Here is a 23,567-nt window from a genome sequence, read left to right as displayed (position 1 = left end):
TCAGGAGGGTAAAAAATGGTTCATTTATATAAGGAATTACAGCCTGCGGATCATTTTGAAATCAGTCTCCCTCAATCACTTTCAACGCAGGAGCGACAACTCTTAACGTTGTTTTACCAACCATTAACAGGGCCAGAACCGATAAGTCTTTATTTAACATTATGGGCTGAAGCGGAAGATGCATTGACTAATAGTATGACTCATTATTATTTAATGAGTGTTTTAAACATGCCGATCGGAAAAATTTTTGAAGCACGAATTGCCCTAGAAGCAATTGGACTGCTTCGAACCTTTCGCAAACAGGAAGAAGAAAATCGCTCATTTATTTATGAACTGATTCGTCCTCTTGATGCCAATACGTTTTTCCAAGATCCTTTATTATCAATGTTTCTTTTTTCAAAAATCGGTGAACAGGCCTATCGGAAATTACGGAAACGTTTCGTAAGCACAATCTCTACTAGTGGTTATACGGATATTTCTAGAACGTTTACGGACGTTTATAAACCGGTTCATAGTAAAATTAATGTGGAACAAATGGATAATCAGCCAACTGTTAAAACTGATTATCCATTTTACATGGAAGAATTTGATTTTGATTTATTAAAAAGTGGTTTAAGCGAACAGTTAGTGCCGTCTAAAACGTTAACGATAGAAATACGTGAGGTTATTGCAAAATTAGCATACCTTTATCGTTTCAACCCAATTGAAATGCAAAAGGTTGTCATTTTAGCACTAGATGATCAAATGAATCTTACGAGAGATCGATTAAAAAAAGCAGCAGCAGATGTTTATAAATTAACGATTTCAAAGGAACCTCCTCAATTACAAAAGTTCTTTTCATCAGAGATTGAAGAAAATCGAATTGTTGAGAATCCTGTTAAATCAAAAGAACAAGAGATGATCGAGTATTTTGAATCAACAAATCCAATTGAGCATTTACGTAATTTAAATAATGGAAAAGAACCAACAGATTATACAAAGGATCTTGTATCGAATCTGTTTATTAACCATGGAATGAATATTGGCGTAGTGAACGTATTAATTGAATATGTTATGCTTCAAACAGATAAAAAGCTTCCAAAAAACTTTGTTGAAACAATTGCTGATCATTGGAATCGTAAAAATATTAAAACGGCCAAAGAAGCAATGGCAATCGCTCGCTCAGAACACGATAAATTTAAGAAATTGAAAAATAAAGAATATGTTCCTCAAGTAAGCGAAGCCGAACTTGCAAAACAAAACGTTCCTATTGTTAATGATCGATTTGCAAAATATGAACGAACAATACCTTATGAATTTTTAAAACAATTAAATAATGGTAGAGAGCCTTTCCCATATACAATAGAATTAGCAGAAAGCCTAGTTAAAAACTATTCAATGCCAATTGGTGTCGTGAATGTATTAATGGAATATGCCTTTGAGCAAACGGAGGGGAAAGTTACTCGAAGGTTTGTTGAAACGATTGCAAGTAACTGGATGAAAATTGGAATTGATTCTGCGGAAGAAGCGTTAAATCAAATTGACAAAACTATTAAAAATAAAGAATTCTTAAGGACAACCGGTTTTATTCCATCTATCACAAGAGAATCTATTAAAAAAGATTTTTCTGAAGTGGATGGTATTTATTATTTTTATGAATCTACACCACCTTACGAATTTATGAAAGATTTAAATAATGGCAGCGAACCTTTCCCAACAAATGTTAAAATAGCAGAAGATCTGATTAATAAATATGATTTACCTTTAGGTGTTGTCAATGTATTAAGTGAGTATGTGCTATCTAGACAGGATGGAAAGTTTTCTAAGCGTTATGTGGAAACAATTGCGAATACTTTAAGACAAGCTGGCATTCAGACTGCAAAAGAAGCATTTGAATATTTATCAAAAACAGAAGAAGAGTTAGAGATGAAGAGCAAGCTCGGATATGTTCCACAAATAACACAGGAACATATACAACGCAATGGTAATGATGTAGATCATTATAGTTCTAAAACTCCTTATGAATTTTTAAAACAATTGTCAAATGGACTTGAACCTAGTGCTTCAAATTTGAAATTAGCAGAAAGCCTTGTTTTAAATAGTGGCTTATCGATTGGTGTCGCTAATGTTTTGATTGAATATGTATACAATCTGAAATCAGGTCAATTGCCTAAAAAGTATGTTGAAACGATTGCAGCTAATTGGGTGCATCAAAATATCCAAACGGTACAACAAGCTAAAGCTGTAATACACAATAAAGAAACAACGAATGAAATGCTCCGCAATGTTGGATATGTTCCAACTATATCCGAAATTGATATACAACAAATGATTGGTAATCGAGTGATTGAAGAAGAGTTTAAAGAATATGAAATGACAACACCATATGAATTCTTGAAAAAGATGAACCATGGTGTAGAACCTTATGCGAATAATATTCAACTTGCTGAAAAGCTTGTACATCGTTATAAGCTTCCAGTAGGCGTTGCGAATGTATTAATAGAATATGTATTAGAAATAAAAGATGGAAAATTACCAAGAGCATATGTTGAAACGATTGCAGATAGTTGGAGTCGTAAAAATTTCGTAACAGCTAAAGATGCTGCTGAACATGTCGCAATGGAAAAAGAAAATTATGCGAAACGACAAGTGGAACAAGAAAATCGCCCTAGAAGTAAATGGGGAAGAGTTGAAAAAATCCCAGAATGGTTTAAAGAACGCGATGATCAAGGGGCAACAAATGATAACCCGCAAACGGATTCCATCGATTTTGAAAAAGAGCGGTTAAGAATACTTGAAAAGCTTGGCAGAAAAGAATAGTAGGTGAGAACAATAGAACCAATAAAAAATGCATTAAATAAAGTAATCAACGTTCCTTCATTTCAACAACGTTATGAAGAAGTGAAAAGAAATATTTTAGCCAATCAAGAAGTTCAAGAATTTCTAAAGACCCACGAAAATGTATTAACAGAGGATGTTATTGAACGCAGTCTTCCAGCATTACAAGAATTTACGAACCAAGCTCATAAATGTTGTGGAAGTGGTGGAACAGCCACTTGTACAAACTATGTAAATGGCTTCATTCCTAAATTACGTTTAGGCAATCAAATTATCGTTGTAGATTATATTCCATGTTCTCAAAGAATAATTGAAGAAGAACAACGAGAAATCGAAAAGATGATTCGAAGTTTCCATATGCCGAAAGATGCGCTTACTGCAAATATCGAATCAATGGATATCAACACACCAGGTCGAATTAGAATTGCTGACTTTGTGGCGGACTTTATTAATGAAATTCGTGAAAAACAAACCATTCCATCAAAAGGATTATATATTCATGGTGGGTTTGGTGTAGGGAAATCTTTTATTCTTGGAGCTATTGCAAATGAGTTAGCTGCAATGAAGGTGCAAACGGTATTGATGTATGTACCTGAATTTTTAAGAGAATTAAAAGAATCGATTGATGATTCTACTATCAAACAAAAAATTGAATATATTAAAAAAGCACCTGTTCTAATGTTAGATGATTTTGGCGCTGAATCTATGACAAGTTGGGCAAGGGATGAGATTTTTAGCACGATATTAAATTATCGAATGTCAGAGAAAAAACCGATTTTTATTTCATCGAATTTTAACTATGACGAATTGGAATATCATTTAGCTAATTCTCAAAAAGGGGATTATGAAAGAATTAAAGCAGCGCGGATGATGGAACGAATTAAAAGCCTTACTATCCCTGTTCCACTAGATGGTACAAATCGCCGTGGATAAAATTTTTGGTTGCTAGTTGCAATTCAATTCATTCGAGCGTATACTATCGATAGAATTTAAATACTCTTGCGTTGATGAGGACAACAAGCTTGTGAAACGACTTCTAGAGAGGGAAACCTTGGCTGTAAGTTTCCTAGTACCGGCACAAACTTTACTACCTCTGAGCTTTAGCGGGGATAATCCGCTAACGTTTATCGGTACGTTAACCGACCTAGAGCTTCGTCTGAAACCTTTTGTGTTTCGGAAGGAAGAAGGGTGGAACCACGAGCATACGCGTCGTCCCTTTCATAGGGATGGCGCTTTTTATTTTGCTCTAGTAGCGAAATTTGTCTGTTTATGAGCGTTTCGAGAACTTATGTGCGTTTTCATCGACTAAATCAAAGAAAAAGGAGAAAGTATCATGTCAGAAGTAATTAAACTTACATTCCCAGATGGCGCTGTGAAGGAGTTTCCACGTGGGACATCAACAGAAGATGTGGCAGCTTCTATTAGCCCAGGACTTAAAAAACAAGCATTAGCTGGTAAATTAAATGGTGTACAAATCGACCTTAAAACACCAATCGAAGAAGACGGTGCAATTGAAATCATCACACCTAAATCTGAAGAAGCATTAGAAATTTTACGTCACTCTACAGCTCACTTAACAGCTCAAGCTGTAAAACGTTTATTCCCAGGTGTGAAATTAGGTATTGGTCCTGTAATCGAAGGTGGATTCTACTACGATATCGATTCTCCAACACCAATCTCAGCAGAAGATTTACCAAAAATTGAAAAAGAAATGAAAAAAATCATTGCCGAAAATATCGAAATCGAGCGTAAAAATGTAAGCCGTGATGAAGCACAAAAAATTTACGAAGAAATCGGTGATGAATATAAATTAGAATTACTTGAAGCAATTCCAGCTGACGAACAAGTATCAATTTATTATCAAGGTGAATTTTTCGACCTTTGCCGCGGAATTCACGTACCATCAACAGGTAAATTAAAAGAATTTAAATTATTATCATTAGCGGGAGCATATTGGAGAGGTAACTCTGATAACAAAATGCTTCAACGTATTTACGGTACAGCCTTCTTTAACAAAGAAGAATTAAAACATCATCTTCAAATGTTAGAAGAAGCAAAAGAACGTGATCATCGTAAAATTGGTAAAGAGTTAGAATTATTCACTTTATCACAAACTGTTGGTCAAGGTTTACCACTTTGGTTACCAAATGGAGCGACAATTCGCCGTATTATCGAACGTTACATTGTAGATAAAGAAGTAAAACTTGGATACCAACATGTTTACACACCAGTATTAGGTTCTAAGAAATTATATGAAACTTCAGGTCACTGGGGTCATTACCATGAAGACATGTTCCCACCAATGGAAATGGATAACGAAACATTAGTTTTACGTCCTATGAACTGTCCTCACCATATGATGGTTTATAAATCATCATTACACTCATATCGTCAATTACCAATTCGCATTGCTGAACTTGGTACAATGCACCGCTATGAAAGTTCAGGCGGTTTATCTGGTTTACAACGTGTACGTGGAATGACTTTAAACGATTCTCATATTTTTGTTCGTCCAGACCAAATTAAACAAGAGTTTAAAAATGTTGTGGAATTAATTTTAGATGTTTATAAAGATTTCGATTTAAAAGATTATAAATTCCGTTTATCTTATCGCGACCCTGCTGATAAAGAAAAATATTTCGATGATGATGAAATGTGGGAAAAAGCACAAAGCATGTTAAAAGAAGCGATGGATGATATGGGACTTGATTACTTTGAAGCAGAAGGTGAAGCTGCATTCTATGGTCCTAAATTAGACGTTCAAGTGAAAACTGCTATTGGTAAAGAAGAAACATTATCTACAGTTCAACTTGACTTCCTACAACCAGAACGTTTTGACTTAACTTATGTTGGAGAAGATGGTAAACCACATCGTCCAGTTGTAATTCACCGTGGTGTCGTTTCAACAATGGAACGTTTCGTTGCCTTCTTAATTGAAGAGTACAAAGGTGCCTTCCCAACTTGGTTAGCACCAGTTCAAGTAGAAGTAATCCCTGTTTCAAATGAAGTACATTACGAATATGCACAAAAAGTTGTAGCAGATCTTCGTGCAGCAGGCATTCGTGTAGAAATGGATGACCGTGAAGAAAAACTTGGTTACAAAATCCGTGAAGCACAAATGAAGAAAATTCCTTATATGCTTGTATTAGGTGATAAAGAATTAGAATCTGAAGCTGTAAATGTACGTCGTTATGGATCTAAAGATTCAGAAACAGTTTCACTTGCTGAATTTGTTGAAAAAATTACTGCCGAAGCAACTAAATAAGTGTTGTAAAGCAATTTACTTTGCTATTTTGGCAAATTCGTTATAATATATAGCACATAACATATCCCTAAAGGCAATTAACTAACTCAATAAAAGAAATTTATAAATGTTAGTTGACATTAAAACTTTGTGGTGTTATGATTATTTAGGTTATGAATACAGTTTGTGGTTGAAGTAGAGGCTGCCCGCTTCTCACCTGAATTACGCATTTTGCAGTTAACAGGTATGACACGTTGAATTGACTACGCTGATTAGACGCGTATGTATATATAGCGGGCGGACATCTTCTGAATAATGTCCGTCCCTTTTTTTATGGACATACTTAGAAAGTGTACCGTTCAACCGGGCTAGCTAAGCCTTAATCGTGTATTCGCGACAAATCTTGGAGGTGGATTCGTATTAGCAAAGACATGTATGTAAACGAAGGCATTCGCGCACGTGAACTTCGTGTAATCGACCATAATGGTGATCAGCTAGGAGTTAAATCTCGTAATGAAGCGTTAGAACTTGCCGCTCGTGCAAACTTGGATCTTGTCCTTGTGGCCCCTCAAGCTAAGCCACCAGTCGCTCGTGTTATGGACTATGGTAAGTTTAAGTTTGAACAGCAAAAGAAAGATCGTGAAATTCGCAAAAATCAAAAAGTCATCAACATGAAGGAAGTTCGTCTAAGTCCAACAATTGATGAACATGATTTCCAAACAAAATTACGTAATGCAATTAAATTCCTTGAAAAAGGCGATAAAGTTAAATGTTCTTTACGTTTTAAAGGACGTGCCATTACACATAAAGAAATTGGACAACGCGTATTAGATCGTTTTGCTGAAGCTTGTGCTGAAGTATCTACGGTTGAACAAAAACCGAAGATGGAAGGCAGAAGTATGTTCTTAGTTCTTCAACCGAAGAACGAGAAAAAGTAATATTGACGAATATTTAGGAGGAAATTCGAAATGCCAAAAATGAAAACTCACCGTGGCGCTGCGAAGCGTTTCAAAAAAACGGGCAAAGGAAAATTAAAATTTGACCGTGCATACGGTAGCCACTTATTCGCTAACAAATCTACTAAACAAAAACGTCACTTACGTAAAGCAAAAGTTGCTACTTCAGGTGACTTCAAACGCATCAGATCTTTACTTACTTACATGAAATAATTTTTGTGTAATAGATGAACGAACGTGATTAAATTAAACATTCGAAAGAATTGCAGGAGGTAATTGTTATGCCACGCGTAAAAGGCGGAACAGTAACGCGCAAGCGTCGTAAAAAAGTATTAAAATTAGCAAAAGGTTATTTTGGTTCAAAACATACATTATACAAAGTTGCTAACCAAGCAGTAATGAAATCAGGTCAATATGCATACCGTGACCGTCGTCAAAAGAAACGTGATTTCCGTAAATTATGGATCACTCGTATCAACGCAGCTGCTCGCATCAACGGTCTTTCTTACAGCCGTTTAATGCACGGTTTAAAAGTAGCTGGTATCGAAGTTAACCGTAAAATGTTAGCTGACTTAGCTGTAACTGACGCACAAGCATTTGCTCAATTAGCAGATGCAGCAAAAAAAGCTGTAGCGAAATAATTTAATCTACATAGTAAATTAAATTATTTCTGCGCCGAAAGCAAAGCGACAGGTGCAAAATAATAAATACTTAATAAAAAGCTGGTAGGAGAACCTATCAGCTTTTTTGTCTATTATAGAGATAAAGATAGGGGGATACTATGGATTTAGCTTTAATATCATATATAGCAGTCATGTCAATCATATTATGTATTTTCATGTACATTGACAAATCCCGTGCCAAAAATCATGAGTGGCGTATATCAGAAAAATCCTTATTTACATTAGCTATTTTAGGTGGAGCTTGTGGTGGTGTGTTAGGAATGTATTTATTCCGACACAAAACAAAACATAATTCATTTGCATTTGGTTTTCCATTACTCGCAGCAGTTCATATTTTTCTCATAGTAAAAGTATTTTCGATTGTATAAAATAAAAATGCGTGCTGTATTGGCACGCATCATGTTCCTAAAATTAGGAAGGTTTGTATAAACAAAATTGCAATTAAGCTAAATTATTTTTACCAGCCTCTGTTGTTCCCACAACGCGAGCACTTACAATGTTTCCCGTGATTTCTCTCAGGACTTACAATTTCAATTGTACATTTTAGGCATTTGTCATCTCTAATGTTTCTTACGCTATCACGACCTTTGTTTCTGCCTCTATCGAAATCACCCATAACACGATTACAGCCACAAGAACGGTGTCTTCTATCATAGTCACCCATTACACGGTTACATCCACAAGAGCGATGTCTTCTATCAAAATCACCCATAACGCGGTCTCTTCTACAACCCATATTAGCACCTCCTTTCTCTCTATTTATATGACTTCCTTTAATTGTTCCTTGTACAAATAACCATTTTTATAAGAAAAAATATAAATATTAATAAATTAAAAAGGATTGTCTATCATGCATAGTTCATGCAATGTTAGACAATCCTTATGTGGGTATTCAATCATTACTAGTCTCATTTTTCATTAATTGTTCTATTGGATTTTTCCAATTAATTTTGGCTTTTGGGTAGTTCAATTGAATCTCCTTTTCTAAATAGAGAAAATCTTCTTTTGTTAGTCCTTGAAGTTTCATTGTATCGTGTACCCAAACGAAGATTGAAACGACTTCAAAAGCATTTTCTGTTGTTCCTAAATACTTTTCACCTTCAAATAAGGCACCTTTGTAGGAAATGAAAAAGTTTTTGCGAACGTTTTTCACATCATCGTAAAAATAATATTCTCCCTTCTCATATGCTTCATCTAATTTTCGTTTTGGGTCAGTTAAGAAACGTACCCCTTTATAAAATAAATAAATGATAAGTGCAATGATAAGAAAGCGAATAATTAGAAGAGCCATAAAAGTCCCCCTTGTAAAAACGTAATACTTTCATTTACGATTAAGTAGTGGATGAAGTTTCATTTTTTATAAAGAAATTGAGGGAATTTTTTATGGAATTTAAAGAACTTTTTGAAATGCAACGACAACTAGATTCTTTTATTGAACAAACACAAAAGATAGATCGAGATGTGTTTAAAGAAAAAGGACTAGCATTAATGATTGAACTGGCAGAACTCGCTAATGAAACAAGATGTTTTAAATTTTGGAGTACAAAGGGACCTTCAAAAAGGGAAGTTATATTAGAGGAATTTGTTGATTCAATTCACTTTCTTCTTTCATTAGGAAACGAAAAAGGATTATCGTTGGAATCATGGCCAGAGATAAATAAGAAAGAAGATTTAACAAATTGGTTTTTACAAACACAGGAAGTCATTTTACAATTTATTCAACATCCAACTGCGGATACTTACCGTGAAGTTTGGCAATGTTATGGAGTATTAGCTTATAATTTGAAGTTCACATTAGATGATATAATTGAAGCATATATTTCTAAGAACGAAAAAAACTATGAGCGTCAGCGTTCAGGTTATTAGGATTTGGGAGGACAAGTAAATGGCTCAATTAGATGATACGTTAAAAATGTTAAAAGAATTAACAGATGCAAATGGTATTCCAGGGAATGAACGAGCACCAAGACAAGTCATGAAAAAATATATCGAACCATTGGCAGACGAAATTGAATACGATAACCTCGGTAGCTTGATTGCCAAAAAAATTGGTGATCCAAATGGTCCGAAGATTATGATTGCAGGACACCTTGATGAAGTTGGATTTATGGTTTCAAAAATTGATGAAAAAGGATTTATTAAGTTTCAAACAGTTGGGGGATGGTGGAGTCACGTGATGCTATCCCAACGCGTTACGATTACAACGCGTAAAGGTGAAGAAATTATTGGGGTTATCGGCTCAAAACCTCCTCACATTTTACCTGCGGAAGCGCGTAAAAAAGTTGTTGATATGAAGGAATTATTCATTGATATCGGAGCAACATCAAAAGAAGAAGCGCTAGAGTGGGGAATTCGCCCGGGGGATATGATTACTCCATATTTTGAATTTAATGTGATGAAAAATGAAAAAATGTTATTAGCAAAAGCATGGGATAATCGTATTGGATGTGCCATTGCAATTGATGTATTCAAAGCATTAAAGGATAGCAATCATCCAAATATTGTTTATGGCGTAGGAAATGTTCAAGAAGAAGTTGGCTTACGTGGCGCCAAAACATCTACATTTAAAATTCAACCGGATATTGGTTTTGCGCTAGATGTAGGTGTTGCTGGAGATACTCCAGGGATTACTGCAAAAGAATCCACATCAAAACTTGGGGACGGGCCACAAATTATTATCTATGATGCATCAATGGTAGGTCATAAAGGACTTCGAGACTTTGTTGTAGATATCGCTGAAGAACATAATATCCCATATCAATTCGATTCTACACCAGGTGGAGGAACTGACGCTGGCTCAATCCATTTAACTGCAAATGGTGTTCCTGCAATGGCAATTGGAATCGCAACACGTTATATTCATTCTCATGCAGCGATTCTTCATCGAGATGACTACGAAAATACAGTAAAATTAGTTGTAGAAGTTATTAAAAGATTAGATCGTGAGACAGTAAATAAAATTGTTTTTGATTAATATTTAAAGTTTGAGGGGGAGAAAAAATTTTCTTCCCTTTTTTATGTCTAATTAAGTCTAACTTGCATATAAGTAATATTGGTGTATTAATGAAGATTTATTTTTAATCTTAAATGCGAATATTTATGAGTAGATTTCATAATTTGCTCGATACTTAATGAATATTGTTTGTTTAGAGAAAGTTTTATAAAATAATAAAAATGCACTTGATTTAATAAATATACAAATGTATAATGAATTCATCATCAACGAAATAAGGGGCGTTAGTTAATGAAATTACTAGAAGAGGTTCAGTTAAAGCTAGTGTCAAGTTTGAAAGGAAAAGATCTACTGACACTACTTGATTATACAAGTGAAGAAGTTCAAGACTTAATTAAATTAGCAACACAATTAAAAACAATTACAAAAGCCGGTAGATGCCCAAAATTACTAGAAGGTAAAACTTTAGGTATGATTTTCGAAAAAAATTCGACTCGTACACGTATTTCATTTGAAGTTGGAATGAATCAACTTGGTGGTAAAGCGATGTATATGCATTCCCGAGACATGCAAATTGGCCGTGGTGAACCGATTTCAGATACAGGTCACGTTTTATCAGGTTATTTAGATGCCATTATGATTCGTGCAAACTCTCATGAAATGGTGAAAGAATTAGCTGAACATGCTTCTATCCCTGTGATTAATGGTTTAACGGATATTTACCATCCTTGCCAAGCATTAGCTGACCTTGAAACAATTGCTGAAAATAAAGGCGATTTCAAAGGATTAAAAGTAGCTTACGTTGGTGATGGCAATAATGTTGCTCACTCATTAGTTGTAGCATCTGCTCATGTGGGAATGGACATTGCAGTTGCAACTCCTGAAGGGTATGAACCAGATCCAGAAATCATTGCAAAAGCACAAGAGATTGCAAAAGCAAACGGAAGTATTGTAACAGTGACAACTGATCCAGTAGCGGCAGTGAAAAATGCGGATGTTGTTTATGCAGATGTATGGACTAGTATGGGTCAAGAAGAAGAGTCTGCTAAACGTCTTCAAGATTTCAAAGGATATCAAATTAACGATGCCTTAGTAGCACATGCAAAATCTGATTACATGTTCTTACACTGTTTACCAGCTCACCGTGAAGAAGAAGTATCATCATCTGTTATCGATGGACCAAATTCTTATATCTTTGAGCAAGCTGAGAATAGACTACATGCTCAAAAAGCGGTACTTGTTTCTTTACTTGCTTAGTAAGAAATGAAGACTAGATGCTCTGCACCGAAAGCATAGCGGCAGGTGCAAGCTGAAAACAGACTTCATGCACAAAAAGCAGTATTAGTTTCGTTACTGGCATAAATAAGAAGCAAAAACTAAATGCTCTGCACCGAAAGCATCGCGACAGGTGCAAGCAGAAAACAGACTTCATGCACAAAAAGCAGTATTAGTTTCGTTACTGGCATAAATAAGAAGCAAAAACTAAATGCTCTGCACCGAAAGCATCGCGACAGGTGCAAGCAGAAAATCGTTTACATGCTCAGAAAGCAGTTCTAGTTTCATTACTTACTTAGTAAGAAGAGAGAGCTAGACGCTAGATGCTCTGCACCGAAAGCGTAGCGGCAGGTGCAAGCAGAAAACAGACTTCATGCACATAAAGCAGTATTAGTTTCGTTACTGGCTTAATTGAAGAGGGAAATTTTAATTTATTAATAAATGCACAGGAATCTTCAGGGGAAGTGATTGTGTGTTTACCTTGGCAAAGTATGCGGGTCGTGTACTTTGACTCAAGACAATATATAGATCATGAACGGGGGACTCGCTGGGATTGATCGACGCGATGACAATTTCAAGATGGAAAGACTCATCGCTACATAGGAAAAGCAACCTGGGAGACGCTAGGTTGCTTTTTATTATTGTTTTTTTAAGTTGTTTGTTTATCACTTATCTGTAATAGTTTTTCTACTCTATTTTCAATGGTTTTTGGAGTAGTTTTTAAAGAAATGGCTAAATCAGCAAATAAAACCTTTTGAATTTCTAATAATAATTTTCGATCATATTCTGGGAACTTTTTTCCTTCTTGCTCAAGCTCATATTTTTTTGTCATTAGTGTATTAATGAGTTTTGCAATTTCTTTGCGGTTTCCTTTTTTTATAATTGAGGAATAAATTTGAGTACGTTGATTGTTTTTTTCAATCCATTCAATGCCAGGAAGTGTAAATAATGTAAAGATTTCATCCGCTTGTTCCTTTGTCATTATTTCTAGCATGGAAATGGTTTTATTATCTATCGGGGCATTGATTTGTAAGTGGACATTGTCGACAGGATGTAAGACATAATACGTTTTTGTAACACCTGAGAAGGTTTTTTCTGTTATATCATCAATCTGGCATAAACCATGTGAAGAATAAATAATCGTATCACCAATCTTGAACATTTATTTGCCTCCCAAATTGTATTTGTCAACTTAGTTGACTATTATAATAGTACCCTATATTCTTAAAAATGTCAACTTAGTTGACGTATAATTCTGATTTTTGTATACTTGATGACACATTTAAAACTTGGAGTGACAATTATGAGTTTAGAATACGGTACTTTAGATTTATTTGATCTAATTAGCGAAAGACATAATATGGTGCGAAAAGTCCTTGGGGAAAGATGGAGTGAAATGAGCGATGTTTCCATATCGAACTCAGAATGGTATATTATGGCGAAAATTTATAAAAATCAACCTACCATATCGTCTATTACAAAATCTGTCCAAATTACAAGACAAGCTACTCATAAATTTATTAAGAAGCTTGAAGAAAAAGGATTAGTCAATGTTTTGAATGCAAATAATAAACGAGATAAATGTATTGAATTAACAGAACTAGGGGAAAGATGTGTAGAAAAATATAATTTCATAAAAAAAGAATTAGAAGTGAAAATTTCTAATCATATTGGAGAAAAACAATTCGAAACACTTAAAGAATTATTAGGGAAAGAATGGGGAATGTAATATATCTGGCAATATGACAGACATATTGCCAGTACAGAATTTTAGTTCATAAAAGTTTTTGATAGTTTTTCCGTAAAGGCTTGATGTTCTTCTTCAGAAGAAGCTTTCCACCATGCCTCTAAAAATACGCCCAATCCTGGAAGTAAATGTTCATCTCCACGGGAAATTGCATCTTGCACAGTATCACGAAATTCTGCAGCACTATCACCTTGGACATTTTGTTTTATTGCATCTCTAATTTGAAAGTTCATATAACAATCTCCTCCTCATTTAATAGTGTGCCGTAATAAAAGGAAACTATACATAGTAAAACATAGAAAAGCGGAGCGCGTTCGTATAGCTCCAAAAACTCTAATAGAGATGCATGGAAATTTTTCGTAATAAGGTACACTTAATCCCAATAACATTAAGCCAAAATAAAAAGGAGGGAAAGTTCCCTCCAAATTCAAACCTTAAGCTAATGTTAACATTCTATCTAATGATAAAATGGCTTCTTTTGTAACTTCCTTATCAACTTGAATGACATTACCTTCTTCACCATTTTCAATAATTTCTAAAGCCCATAGAAGATGTGGTAAGTCGATACGATTCATTGTTAAACACGGACACATGTTTTCATTTAATGAAATAATCTTCTTATCTGGATGTTCTGCAATGATTCGTTTAACTAAGTTCATCTCGGTACCAATTGCCCAACTTGATCCAGCAGGAGCAGCATTAATAGTGTCTACAATAAATTTAGTAGAACCATTCATATCAGAAACTTCGACTACTTCTCTACAACACTCAGGATGAACAATGATTGTCATTTCAGGATATTTTTCACGAACTTCTCGCACGTTTTCTACCGTAAAACCTTGGTGTACAGAACAATGGCCCTTCCAAAGAACAACTTTAATATCTTCCACATTTCCTTCAAATTCAAGCTTGCCACTAATTGGGTTCCACACGGCCATTTGCTCTAATGGAATACCTAGTTCAAATGCTGTGTTTCGTCCTAAATGTTGATCTGGTAAGAAAAATAAACGTTCTTTTTGTGTAAATGCCCATTTTACCATTTTCTTAGCATTGGAAGAGGTTACACAAGCGCCACCGTTTCGACCTGTGAATGCTTTAATCGCAGCAGTTGAATTGACATAAGTTAGTGGAATCAATGTGTCACCAAAAATTTGTTGTAATTGAACCCATGCTTCTTCTGTTTGGTAAATGTCAGCCATATCCGCCATTGAACAACCTGCACGCATATCGGGTAAATACACCACTTGCTCATCTGTTGTTAACATATCTGCAGTTTCTGCCATAAAGTGAACACCGCAAAAAACGATATGTTCTGCTTTTTTGTTAGCTGCTGCAACTTGTGCTAATTGTAGGGAATCCCCAATACTGTCTGCAAATTGTACAACTTCATCTTTTTGATAATGATGACAAGGAATAAATAACTTTTCTCCTAATTTCTCTTTTATTTCACGAATACGATTTTCCATTTCGGCACGTTCCATTGTGCGATATTTTTCTGGTAACATTCCTTTATTGTTTAAAAGATTTGCAATTGCCACTTTACAATGCCCCCTTCAATTTAACTAATGCACTAATATCTAAGGCTTTAACGGAGTGGGTAAGTGCTCCTAAAGAAATCCATTCAATACCAGACTCTGCATAACTGCGTAAGTTCTCTAATGTAATACCACCAGACGCTTCCGTTGTAATATGGGATGGAACGAGAGGCAACCATTCAGCAATTTGTTCAGGGGAGCGATTATCAAACATAATAATATCTGCTCCGGCTTCAATGGCTTCTAATAGTTGTTCTTTCGTTTCAATTTCTACTTCTATTTTCACGGTATGTCCAATTTTTGCTTTGGCAGTTTTAACTGCATTTGTAATGCTACCAGCAAAGGAAATATGGTTATCTTTTAACATTATGCAATCATATAGGCCACTGCGATGATTGAAAGCACCACCAGATCGAACTGCGTACTTATCAAGCATGCGAAGACCAGGAATTGTTTTACGAGTGTCACAAATTTTTGCGTTTGTTCCTTCTGTTAATAAAACAGCATTAGCAGCATTTGTTGCAATTCCACTCATTCTTTGGATTAAATTAAGTACGACACGTTCACCAGTCAGTAAACTACGTAAGTTCCCTTCAATAATTGCTATTTCATCACCTTTATTTAATTTCTCACCATCTTGTTTTAGAATGGTAGTTTTTAATGATGAATCTAGTAAAGTAAAACCATTTTCTATAATTTCGGCTCCACAGAAAATACCTTCTTCTTTTGCATAAAATGTGAAGGATCCCTGTTCTGTAGGTGAGAATAATAATTCACTTGATAAATCTCCATCACCAATATCTTCGTTAAAAAACTGCTTTAACATCGATTGCAATTTGATTTTGTTCATATAGCTCATCCTTCACATTTAATTTTCCATTTTCAAACACGACCCATTTATTCTGCCAATTGTCTACTTTATTTGGATATTCTTTTCGAATATGGGCTCCACGGGATTCATTTCGTGTTAAAGCAGCGGTCGCTACTAGAGATGCACTAATATGCATAAAGAGTCGTTCAATTTTTTCTCGGGATAAACTACTTAGATTAATTGAAAAATACTCTTCAAAAGATGGTAGTAGATTAATTAATCTATTTAAACCTTCTGTATCTCGTAAAATACCTACATGTGCTAACATTTCATTTTGAACTTTATGAGTTGGTAAAAGTTCTATATAGTTTGTAGTTTTCCTTGCTTGAAACTGTTGGAAATTTTTTTGCTTCTTTCCATATTTCAAAAGGTTTTCGGCCATTAATTTTCCGAAAGTGATTCCTTCTAATAAGGAGTTGCTTGCTAATCGATTTGCACCATGAACACCAGTACATGCTACTTCACCAACTGCTAATAGTCTTGGAATACTTGTATGTCCAAAGCGATCTGCTACAACACCACCCATTAAAAAGTGGCTACCAGGTGCAACAGGAATACGATTATCATTGATTGAAATTCCGTTTTCTTCACATAATTTTGTAATGGTCGGGAACTTTTTTGCAAAATCGCGAATTTGTGATATGTCGATGTATACTTCATTACCTTTTGCTCGTTCTTTATACGTTTCGTAAGCTGTAATATGTCTTGGTGCTAAATCACCTAAAGGATGAACACCTTCCATAATTTTTCGGCCATTCTCATCTACGAAATAACCTCCAGCACCGCGCACTGCTTCTGAAACAAGCCCCTTTGATTTGCCATCGATATAAAGTAGACTAGGGTGGAATTGAATAAATTCCATATCTGCTATTTTTGCACCTGCTAAAAAGGCTAGAGCTATTCCATCCCCATAACTATCTGAACAATTAGATGTACAAGAATAAATGGCACCTGCACCGCCAGTAGCTAAAATGACATAAGATGCAAAATATACATTCTCAGCGGATTCATTTTTCGTTTTAACTCCAATACATTCGCCAATAGTGTTTAATAATAGTTCATAGGCAAGTTCATACTCATGAATACGAACGTTCTTTGGAAGTTTTTCAATTAAATGATCGACCAATGCTTTACCGGTTGCATCGCCACCTGAGTGAATAATTCGTGGTTTACTATGCGCACCTTCAAGACCTAATGAAATAGTGCCATCCTCTTTTCGATCAATAGGAAATTGGTCATGGATAAGATGTGTAATCGCATCTTGACCTTTTTCAACTAGAGCTTCAACATTTTCATAGGAATGGTGGTGTTCACCAGCATCTAATGTATCTTGAATGTGCAAAGAAGTATTGTCATCAGTACTTGTAACAGCGGCAATACCACCTTGGGCTTTATAAGAACTACCATTTGTTATATTTGCCTTTGTGACGATATGAACGTCAAATTTTTGTGATAAGACACGAGCTGCTTGTAATGCGGCAATACCACTTCCAATAATGACGATATCCGTATCGATTTTCATATAGTCCCCTTCTTTACAGTTGTCTTGACACCTATATTTACATAAAATGAAGTAGAAAACAAGCATTGATTTTACTACTAAACTTATAAAAATTTTAGATTTAGCTGAAGATTATTGATTGAAAATGAGGGATAATCACAATGATTTATTTAGATTACGCGGCAACAAGTCCTATGACAGAAGCTGCAATAGATGCGTATAGTCAAATAGCGAAAGAAGTTTATGGAAATACATCCAGTTTGCATGATGCTGGAGGGAAAGCTCATTTTTTGTTAGAGGAAGCGCGAGCAATTGTAGCAAACAAAATGGGTGTTAATCGTGATGGAATTATTTTTACAGGAAGTGGAACTGAAGGTAACATTATCGCTATTCTTTCCCTTGCTAGGGCAGGAAAGGGAAGACATGTTATCACTTCTGCTGCCGAACATACGAGTGTCCATGCAGCGATGAATACATTGGAACGGGAAGGGTTTGAAGTTACGAAACTTTCATTAACAAGTGATGGAGTAATCAATTTAGATGAACTAAAAGGCGCCATTCGGGAAGATACGGTGTTAATTTCCATACAACATGTAAATTCTGAAATTGGATCGATTCAACCTGTAGAAGAAATTGCAAATATCGCTAGTGAACATGGAATTCCATATCATGTTGATTGTGTTCAATCATTTTGCAAGCTAGATATCACACAGTTCTCACAAAAAGTGGATAGCATTACTGTATCAGCCCATAAAATTGGTGGACCAAAAGGGTGCGGTGCAATTTATTTGAATCCCCGTAGAAGAATCGTTCACGTTTTTCCAGGGGTAACCCATGAAAAAGGAATTCGTGGTGGTACGGTGGATACCCCTGCAATCATTGCGATGGCTACTGCTGTGGAACAGTATAAGTATCATCTAGAAAAGCATTGGCAATTACGAAAACGGTTGAAAGAATTCATTAGTGATTCACCTATCGAGTGGATTGAATCGCAGGAAGAGAAGCAATTTCCTAGCATTTGTGGACTTTGCATTCCAGGGCTTGAAGGTCAATACGTCATGTTAAGTTTAAATGAAGAAAATATTTGTATTTCCACTGGAAGTGCATGTGATATTAATAGTGCATCTGGTACGAAAGCGATTTTAGCGATGGGGCATACTTTATCGAAGGCACGACAATTTTTCCGTGTTTCCTTTGGGGAGGGTACAACTGAACAACATATCGAATTGTTAGGCACTCAATTAAATCGACTAGCTACGATATAAATTTTTACATGCTTCCACTTTTCATGTAAAATTAGGCAAGAATGAAGTGAAAAGGCGGTAAATAAAGTTCATATGAAACGAATCGAATCAACTCAAAATTCATTAGTAAAACATTGGAAAAAGCTAGTGACAACTCGGAAAGAACGTGAAAAAACAGGTGAATTTCTTGTAGAAGGATTTCATTTAGTAGAAGAAGCGTTAAAAAATAAAGACCAAATTATCCAAATCATTGTTCGTGAAGGTGTCGATTTACCATTATTATGGGATATCGATAATGTAATGATGGTGGAAGTGACGCCAACTGTTGCAAAGGAGATTGCGGAAACAGAAACATCACAAGGTGTGTTTGCTCATTGTAAACAGAAAGAAATTTCTCGTGAAGATCAATTGAAATGGCGTAAATTATTGCTTGTTGATGCTGTACAAGACCCAGGCAATATTGGAACGATGATTCGTACAGCAGATGCTGCTGGAATCGATGCAGTAATTCTTGGAAAAGGCTGTGCAGATGCTTATAATCCAAAAACGTTACGTTCAAGTCAAGGTTCTCATTTCCACATTCCTGTTGTACGTGGTGAGTTAGAAGATTGGATTGAAGACTTACAACATAATGGTGTAAAAGTGTATGGTACAGCACTTCAGGATGCGATTGAATATACTGAAATTAAAAAAACAGATGGCTTTGCATTAATTGTTGGCAATGAAGGTAGTGGCATTCATCCCCAATTATTAAGCCAAACCGATCAAAATGTTATCATTCCAATTTTAGGGCAGGCTGAGTCATTAAATGTGGCTGTCGCAACAGGAATACTTTTATATCAACTTGTGCGTTCGTAAATTAGTTGAAAAATACTGAGAGTTGACGTAAAATAATGAAGGATTTAGAAATTCATAATAAAAATGCGTTATGAGCGGGAAGAGTAAATTTTAATGTTGCATGTAGGGAGCATAAGCCATAGACTGCAAGCTTATGTATGTAACCAAAATTGAAGTTCACCCCGCGAGCAGCTTCCGGGATCAACTTGTGAAAGGAAGGCCGGCTAAGTTAGTCGTTATGTTAATGAAGTGATTGCTTTTTTGCAATAACTAGGGTGGTACCGCGATATAATCCTCGTCCCTTTTTTAGGGGCGGGGTTTTTTTATTTATATGGAAAAAGTATTTCCTACCCAAACGCAAATAGCTCAATCGTAAAAAGAATTCTCTAAGGAGGAATAAAAGTGGAACAACAACTTAAGCAATTAGAACAAGAAGCACTAGCGAAAATCGAAGCTGCTTCAAATTTAAAAGAATTAAATGACGTTCGTGTTGCGTACTTAGGAAAAAAAGGTCCAATTACGGATTTATTAAAAGGAATGGGGAAATTATCTCCTGAAGAACGTCCAAAAATGGGGGCTTTAGTAAACACAGTTCGTGAAAACGTAACAAACCAACTTGAAGCTCGTATTGCAGTTTTAGAAGAACAAGCAATTCAAGAACAACTTGAAAAGGAATCAATTGACGTAACATTACCAGGTCGAAAAATTCGTACAGGTAACCGTCATCCATTAACTCGTGTTATTGAGGAAATTGAAGATTTATTCCTTTCTATGGGATATGAAATTGCTGAAGGTCCTGAAGTGGAAAAAGACTATTATAACTTTGAAGCATTGAACTTGCCAAAAGGTCACCCTGCACGTGATATGCAAGATACTTTCTACATTACTGAAGAAACACTTTTACGTACACATACTTCACCTGTTCAAGCTCGTACAATGGAAGCTAAAAAAGGTGAGCCTATTCGCATTATTTGTCCAGGGAAAGTATTCCGTCGTGACAATGATGATGCTACTCACTCACACCAATTTATGCAAATTGAAGGGTTAGTAATTGGTGAAAACATTCGTATGAGTGATTTAAAAGGTACACTTGATGCACTGGCAAAAAGAATGTTTGGTGAAGAGCGTGAAATTCGTCTTCGTCCAAGTTTCTTCCCATTCACAGAGCCATCTGTAGAAGTGGACGTTTCTTGTCATAAATGTGGTGGTAAAGGTTGTAACGTATGTAAACAAACTGGCTGGATTGAGATTTTAGGAGCTGGTATGGTACATCCAAACGTTCTAGAAATGGCTGGCTATGATTCGAAAAAATTATCTGGCTTTGCTTTCGGTATTGGTGCAGAACGTATTGCGATGTTGAAATATGGGGTGGATGATATTCGTCATTTCTACACAAATGACATTCGTTTCTTATCACAATTCCACCGTACAGAAGAGTAGGAGGGCCAAAAATGTTAGTATCTTTAAATTGGTTAAAACAATATGTAGATATAGATGGTTTAACAGCCGAAGAATTAGCTGAAAAAATTACACGCTCTGGAATCGAAGTAGATGCAGTAATTGATCGTTCACAAGGCATGACGAATGTTGTAGTTGGTTATGTTGTTTCAAAGGAAAAACACCCCGATGCAGATAAATTAAACGTATGCCAAGTTGAAGTAGGCGAAGGGGATGTACGACAAATCATTTGTGGTGCACCAAACGTTGCAGCAGGTCAAAAAGTAATCGTTGCTTTACCAGGTGCTCGTCTTCCAGGTGGGATCAAAATTAAAAAAGCAAAAATGCGCGGTCAAGAATCAAACGGAATGATTTGTTCGTTACAAGAATTAGGTGTTGAAGGTCGTGTTGTTCCAAAAGCTTATGCGGATGGAATTTACGTGTTACCTGAAGATGCAGTTCCAGGTAGTGATGCATTAGAGCTTGTTGGTTTACGTGATATAGTATTAGAGCTTGGCTTAACACCAAACCGTTCGGATGCACTTTCAATGTTAGGTGTGGCATATGAAGTAGCTGCCATTTTATCTCGTGAAGTGAAATTACCTGAAGTGAAATATGAAACAACTTATGAAAAAGCAGAAGATTATTTAAAATTACGTGTGGAAGCAAAAGAAAATCCATTATATGCAGCAAAAGTTGTGAAAAACGTTAAAATCGAACAATCACCACTTTGGTTACAACATTACCTAATGGCTGCAGGTGTTCGTCCACACAATAACGTCGTTGATATTACAAACTATATTTTAATGGAATATGGTCAACCACTACATGCCTTCGATTATGATGCATTAAAAACGAAAGAAATTGTCGTTCGTCTTGCAAATGAAGGAGAAAAAATTGTTACTTTAGATGATCAAGAACGTACGTTAAAAGCACATAACCTTGTTATTACAAATGGAGTAGAACCAGTTGCCATTGCAGGTGTTATGGGTGGTGCAAATTCTGAGGTAACAGAAAATACAACAACTGTTGTCATCGAATCTGCTTATTTTGATGGCTTCTCTGTTCGTCGTACATCAAAGGAAATTGGTTTACGTTCTGATGCATCGGCTCGTTTCGAAAAAGGTGTAGATCCAAACCGAGTTATTTTAGCAGCTGAACGTGCAGCTCAATTACTCGCAGAACTAGCAGGTGGAGAAGTTTTAGAAGGAACAGTGTTAGTGGATGAGTTAGATAAAACGCCAACTCGTGTAGTTGTTTCACCTGACTTCATCAATGCACGTCTTGGTATGAAAATTTCTCTAGAAGATATGTTATCAATTTTAAAACGTTTACAGTTCGATGTGGAAGCGGCAAATGGTTTACTAATCATCGATGCGCCAACTCGCCGTCAAGATATTAAAATTGAAGAAGATATCGTTGAAGAAATTGCACGCCTTTACGGATACGATGAAATTCCAATGACATTACCAGAAGGCAATGATCAAGTTGGTGGATTAACATCTTACCAAGCGAAACGTCGTGTTGCTCGTAATTTCTTAGAGGGTGCTGGTTTATACCAAGCGGTGACTTACTCTTTAACATCTGAAGAGCTATCACAAAAATATGCTTTAAAAGCAGAAGAAACAACAAAATTATTAATGCCAATGAGTGAAGAACGTTCAACTTTACGTCAAAGCTTAATTCCTCATTTATTAGAATCAGCAAGTTATAACGTTGCTCGTAATGCTGAATCTGTAGCACTTTATGAAATTGGTTCTGTATTCTTAGGCAAAACAGATGAAGGACTTCCTTATGAAGAGGAGCATGTTGCTGTAGTTGTTACTGGAAAATGGGTAGACAACGCATGGCAAGGTGAAAAAGTTAACGCAGATTTCTTCATTGTAAAGGGAATTTTAGAAGGATTATTTGAAAAATTAGGATTAGCAGATCGAATTTCTTATGTAAAATCAACTGTCGATGGTTTACATCCAGGTCAAACAGCAGATATTTTCTTAGATGGAGAAAAGGTTGGTATTATTGGAGGGTTACATCCAGTTGAGCGTAAAAATTTAGATCTTAAAGATACATTTGTTGCGGAATTGAACTTAAAAGCAATTTTAACTGCAACAGTTGAAGATCTTGTTTATACAGCTGTACCACGTTTCCCTGCTATGACGCGTGATATTGCATTAGAACTTGATCGCTCAACACCAGCAGGAGAAATTATTGAAATTATTCGCAAAGCTGGTACGAAACTATTGAAAGATGTGAAAGTGTTCGACGTTTATGAAGGTGAGAAAATGGCTCCTGGTAAAAAATCAGTTGCATTCTCATTAACATACTTCGATCCTGAACGCACATTAACAGATGATGAAGTTGTCAACGCACATGAAAAAGTATTAAAAGCTCTTGTAGAAGCTGGAGCAGAAGTACGCTAGTAAAAGTATCCACGTTCCTAAATTGGGACGTGGATTTTTTAAAATAT

General features: G+C 35.7%; 21 protein-coding genes and 1 other annotated feature. Of the genes, 15 read left to right on the top strand and 6 right to left on the bottom strand.

Going from position 1 to position 23,567, the window contains the following annotated elements:
* Positions 1–15 precede the first annotated feature (15 nt).
* From NKR20_RS12415 to NKR20_RS12385, 7 genes are all read left to right on the top strand, one after another.
* Positions 16–2,799 carry a DnaD domain protein gene (locus NKR20_RS12415; RefSeq protein ID WP_253426966.1) on the top strand — a complete coding sequence of 928 codons (2,784 nt, stop codon included), beginning with the start codon at positions 16–18 and terminating at the stop codon, positions 2,797–2,799.
* A gap of 3 nt (positions 2,800–2,802) precedes the next feature.
* Positions 2,803–3,750: a primosomal protein DnaI gene (gene dnaI / locus NKR20_RS12410; protein WP_245987377.1), complete on the top strand. Its 948-nt coding sequence runs from the start codon at positions 2,803–2,805 to the stop codon at positions 3,748–3,750.
* Between the two features lie 400 nt (positions 3,751–4,150).
* Positions 4,151–6,082 carry a threonine--tRNA ligase gene (gene thrS / locus NKR20_RS12405; protein WP_253426965.1) on the top strand — a complete coding sequence of 644 codons (1,932 nt, stop codon included), beginning with the start codon at positions 4,151–4,153 and terminating at the stop codon, positions 6,080–6,082.
* A 410-nt stretch (positions 6,083–6,492) separates the two neighbouring features.
* The gene (infC, locus tag NKR20_RS12400) at positions 6,493–6,999 is read left to right on the top strand and encodes a translation initiation factor IF-3 (RefSeq protein ID WP_121212725.1); all 507 of its coding nucleotides are present in this window, start codon (positions 6,493–6,495) and stop codon (positions 6,997–6,999) included.
* A 30-nt stretch (positions 7,000–7,029) separates the two neighbouring features.
* Positions 7,030–7,230: a 50S ribosomal protein L35 gene (gene rpmI / locus NKR20_RS12395; protein ID WP_097072856.1), complete on the top strand. Its 201-nt coding sequence runs from the start codon at positions 7,030–7,032 to the stop codon at positions 7,228–7,230.
* 68 nt (positions 7,231–7,298) lie between these two features.
* On the top strand, positions 7,299–7,658 hold the full coding sequence (rplT, locus tag NKR20_RS12390; RefSeq protein WP_097072855.1) for a 50S ribosomal protein L20: 360 nt from the start codon (positions 7,299–7,301) through the stop codon (positions 7,656–7,658).
* Positions 7,659–7,798: 140 nt separating this feature from the next.
* Positions 7,799–8,068, top strand: a complete 270-nt coding sequence (locus tag NKR20_RS12385; RefSeq protein ID WP_121212727.1) for a DUF1294 domain-containing protein — start codon at positions 7,799–7,801, stop codon at positions 8,066–8,068.
* Positions 8,069–8,592: 524 nt separating this feature from the next.
* Here the strand turns inward: NKR20_RS12385 and NKR20_RS12380 are convergent.
* On the bottom strand, positions 8,593–8,991 hold the full coding sequence (locus NKR20_RS12380; protein WP_121212729.1) for a sigma-w pathway protein ysdB: 399 nt from the start codon (positions 8,989–8,991) through the stop codon (positions 8,593–8,595).
* A gap of 92 nt (positions 8,992–9,083) precedes the next feature.
* On the opposite strand from NKR20_RS12380, the gene NKR20_RS12375 reads away from it, so the two are divergent.
* From NKR20_RS12375 to argF, 3 genes are all read left to right on the top strand, one after another.
* Positions 9,084–9,566: a dUTP diphosphatase gene (locus NKR20_RS12375; RefSeq protein WP_121212730.1), complete on the top strand. Its 483-nt coding sequence runs from the start codon at positions 9,084–9,086 to the stop codon at positions 9,564–9,566.
* A 19-nt stretch (positions 9,567–9,585) separates the two neighbouring features.
* A complete protein-coding gene (locus tag NKR20_RS12370) occupies positions 9,586–10,674 on the top strand; it encodes a M42 family metallopeptidase (RefSeq protein WP_253426964.1) in 1,089 nt (362 codons plus the stop codon).
* 270 nt (positions 10,675–10,944) lie between these two features.
* Positions 10,945–11,910, top strand: a complete 966-nt coding sequence (argF, locus tag NKR20_RS12365; protein ID WP_253426963.1) for an ornithine carbamoyltransferase — start codon at positions 10,945–10,947, stop codon at positions 11,908–11,910.
* Between the two features lie 667 nt (positions 11,911–12,577).
* On the opposite strand, the gene NKR20_RS12360 is transcribed toward argF, so the two are convergent.
* On the bottom strand, positions 12,578–13,090 hold the full coding sequence (locus tag NKR20_RS12360) for a CarD family transcriptional regulator (RefSeq protein WP_121212733.1): 513 nt from the start codon (positions 13,088–13,090) through the stop codon (positions 12,578–12,580).
* A 141-nt stretch (positions 13,091–13,231) separates the two neighbouring features.
* Here NKR20_RS12360 and NKR20_RS12355 point away from each other — a divergent pair, with 141 nt between their 5' ends.
* Complete coding sequence (locus tag NKR20_RS12355; RefSeq protein ID WP_253426962.1) at positions 13,232–13,657, top strand: MarR family winged helix-turn-helix transcriptional regulator; 426 nt, start codon at positions 13,232–13,234, stop codon at positions 13,655–13,657.
* A gap of 41 nt (positions 13,658–13,698) precedes the next feature.
* Here NKR20_RS12355 and sspI read toward each other — a convergent pair whose 3' ends face one another.
* The 4 genes from sspI to nadB all read right to left on the bottom strand — a co-directional run bounded on the left by sspI (position 13,699) and on the right by nadB (position 17,603).
* Entirely contained in the window at positions 13,699–13,908 is a 210-nt protein-coding gene (sspI, locus tag NKR20_RS12350) for a small acid-soluble spore protein SspI (RefSeq protein WP_121212735.1), read from the bottom strand.
* Positions 13,909–14,109: 201 nt separating this feature from the next.
* Positions 14,110–15,213 (bottom strand): quinolinate synthase NadA, encoded by a 1,104-nt coding sequence (nadA, locus tag NKR20_RS12345; RefSeq protein ID WP_366519728.1) that lies wholly within the window; start codon positions 15,211–15,213, stop codon positions 14,110–14,112.
* A gap of 1 nt (position 15,214) precedes the next feature.
* Entirely contained in the window at positions 15,215–16,060 is an 846-nt protein-coding gene (gene nadC / locus NKR20_RS12340; protein WP_253426961.1) for a carboxylating nicotinate-nucleotide diphosphorylase, read from the bottom strand.
* On the bottom strand, positions 16,017–17,603 hold the full coding sequence (gene nadB, locus NKR20_RS12335; RefSeq protein ID WP_253426960.1) for an L-aspartate oxidase: 1,587 nt from the start codon (positions 17,601–17,603) through the stop codon (positions 16,017–16,019). Before nadB ends, nadC begins: the two co-directional genes overlap by 44 nt.
* A 140-nt stretch (positions 17,604–17,743) precedes the next feature.
* Between nadB and NKR20_RS12330 the strand changes: the two genes are divergently transcribed.
* From NKR20_RS12330 to pheT, 4 genes are all read left to right on the top strand, one after another.
* Positions 17,744–18,847, top strand: coding sequence for a cysteine desulfurase family protein (locus NKR20_RS12330; RefSeq protein WP_253426959.1), 1,104 nt, complete (start codon positions 17,744–17,746; stop codon positions 18,845–18,847).
* A gap of 72 nt (positions 18,848–18,919) precedes the next feature.
* Positions 18,920–19,684, top strand: coding sequence for a TrmH family RNA methyltransferase (locus tag NKR20_RS12325; protein WP_121212740.1), 765 nt, complete (start codon positions 18,920–18,922; stop codon positions 19,682–19,684).
* Between the two features lie 59 nt (positions 19,685–19,743).
* Positions 19,744–19,969: a binding site (T-box leader), on the top strand.
* A 96-nt stretch (positions 19,970–20,065) separates the two neighbouring features.
* Positions 20,066–21,103: a phenylalanine--tRNA ligase subunit alpha gene (gene pheS, locus NKR20_RS12320; RefSeq protein WP_121212741.1), complete on the top strand. Its 1,038-nt coding sequence runs from the start codon at positions 20,066–20,068 to the stop codon at positions 21,101–21,103.
* Between the two features lie 11 nt (positions 21,104–21,114).
* Positions 21,115–23,520, top strand: a complete 2,406-nt coding sequence (gene pheT, locus NKR20_RS12315) for a phenylalanine--tRNA ligase subunit beta (RefSeq protein ID WP_121212742.1) — start codon at positions 21,115–21,117, stop codon at positions 23,518–23,520.
* Positions 23,521–23,567 lie beyond the last annotated feature (47 nt).

The organism is Ureibacillus endophyticus, from assembly GCF_024159215.1.
In the GTDB taxonomy this organism is placed as follows: Bacteria; Bacillota; Bacilli; order Bacillales_A; family Planococcaceae; genus Ureibacillus; species Ureibacillus endophyticus.
The sequence above is the reverse complement of the archived record's forward strand: the minus strand, read 5'-3'. Positions and strand labels throughout refer to the sequence as shown.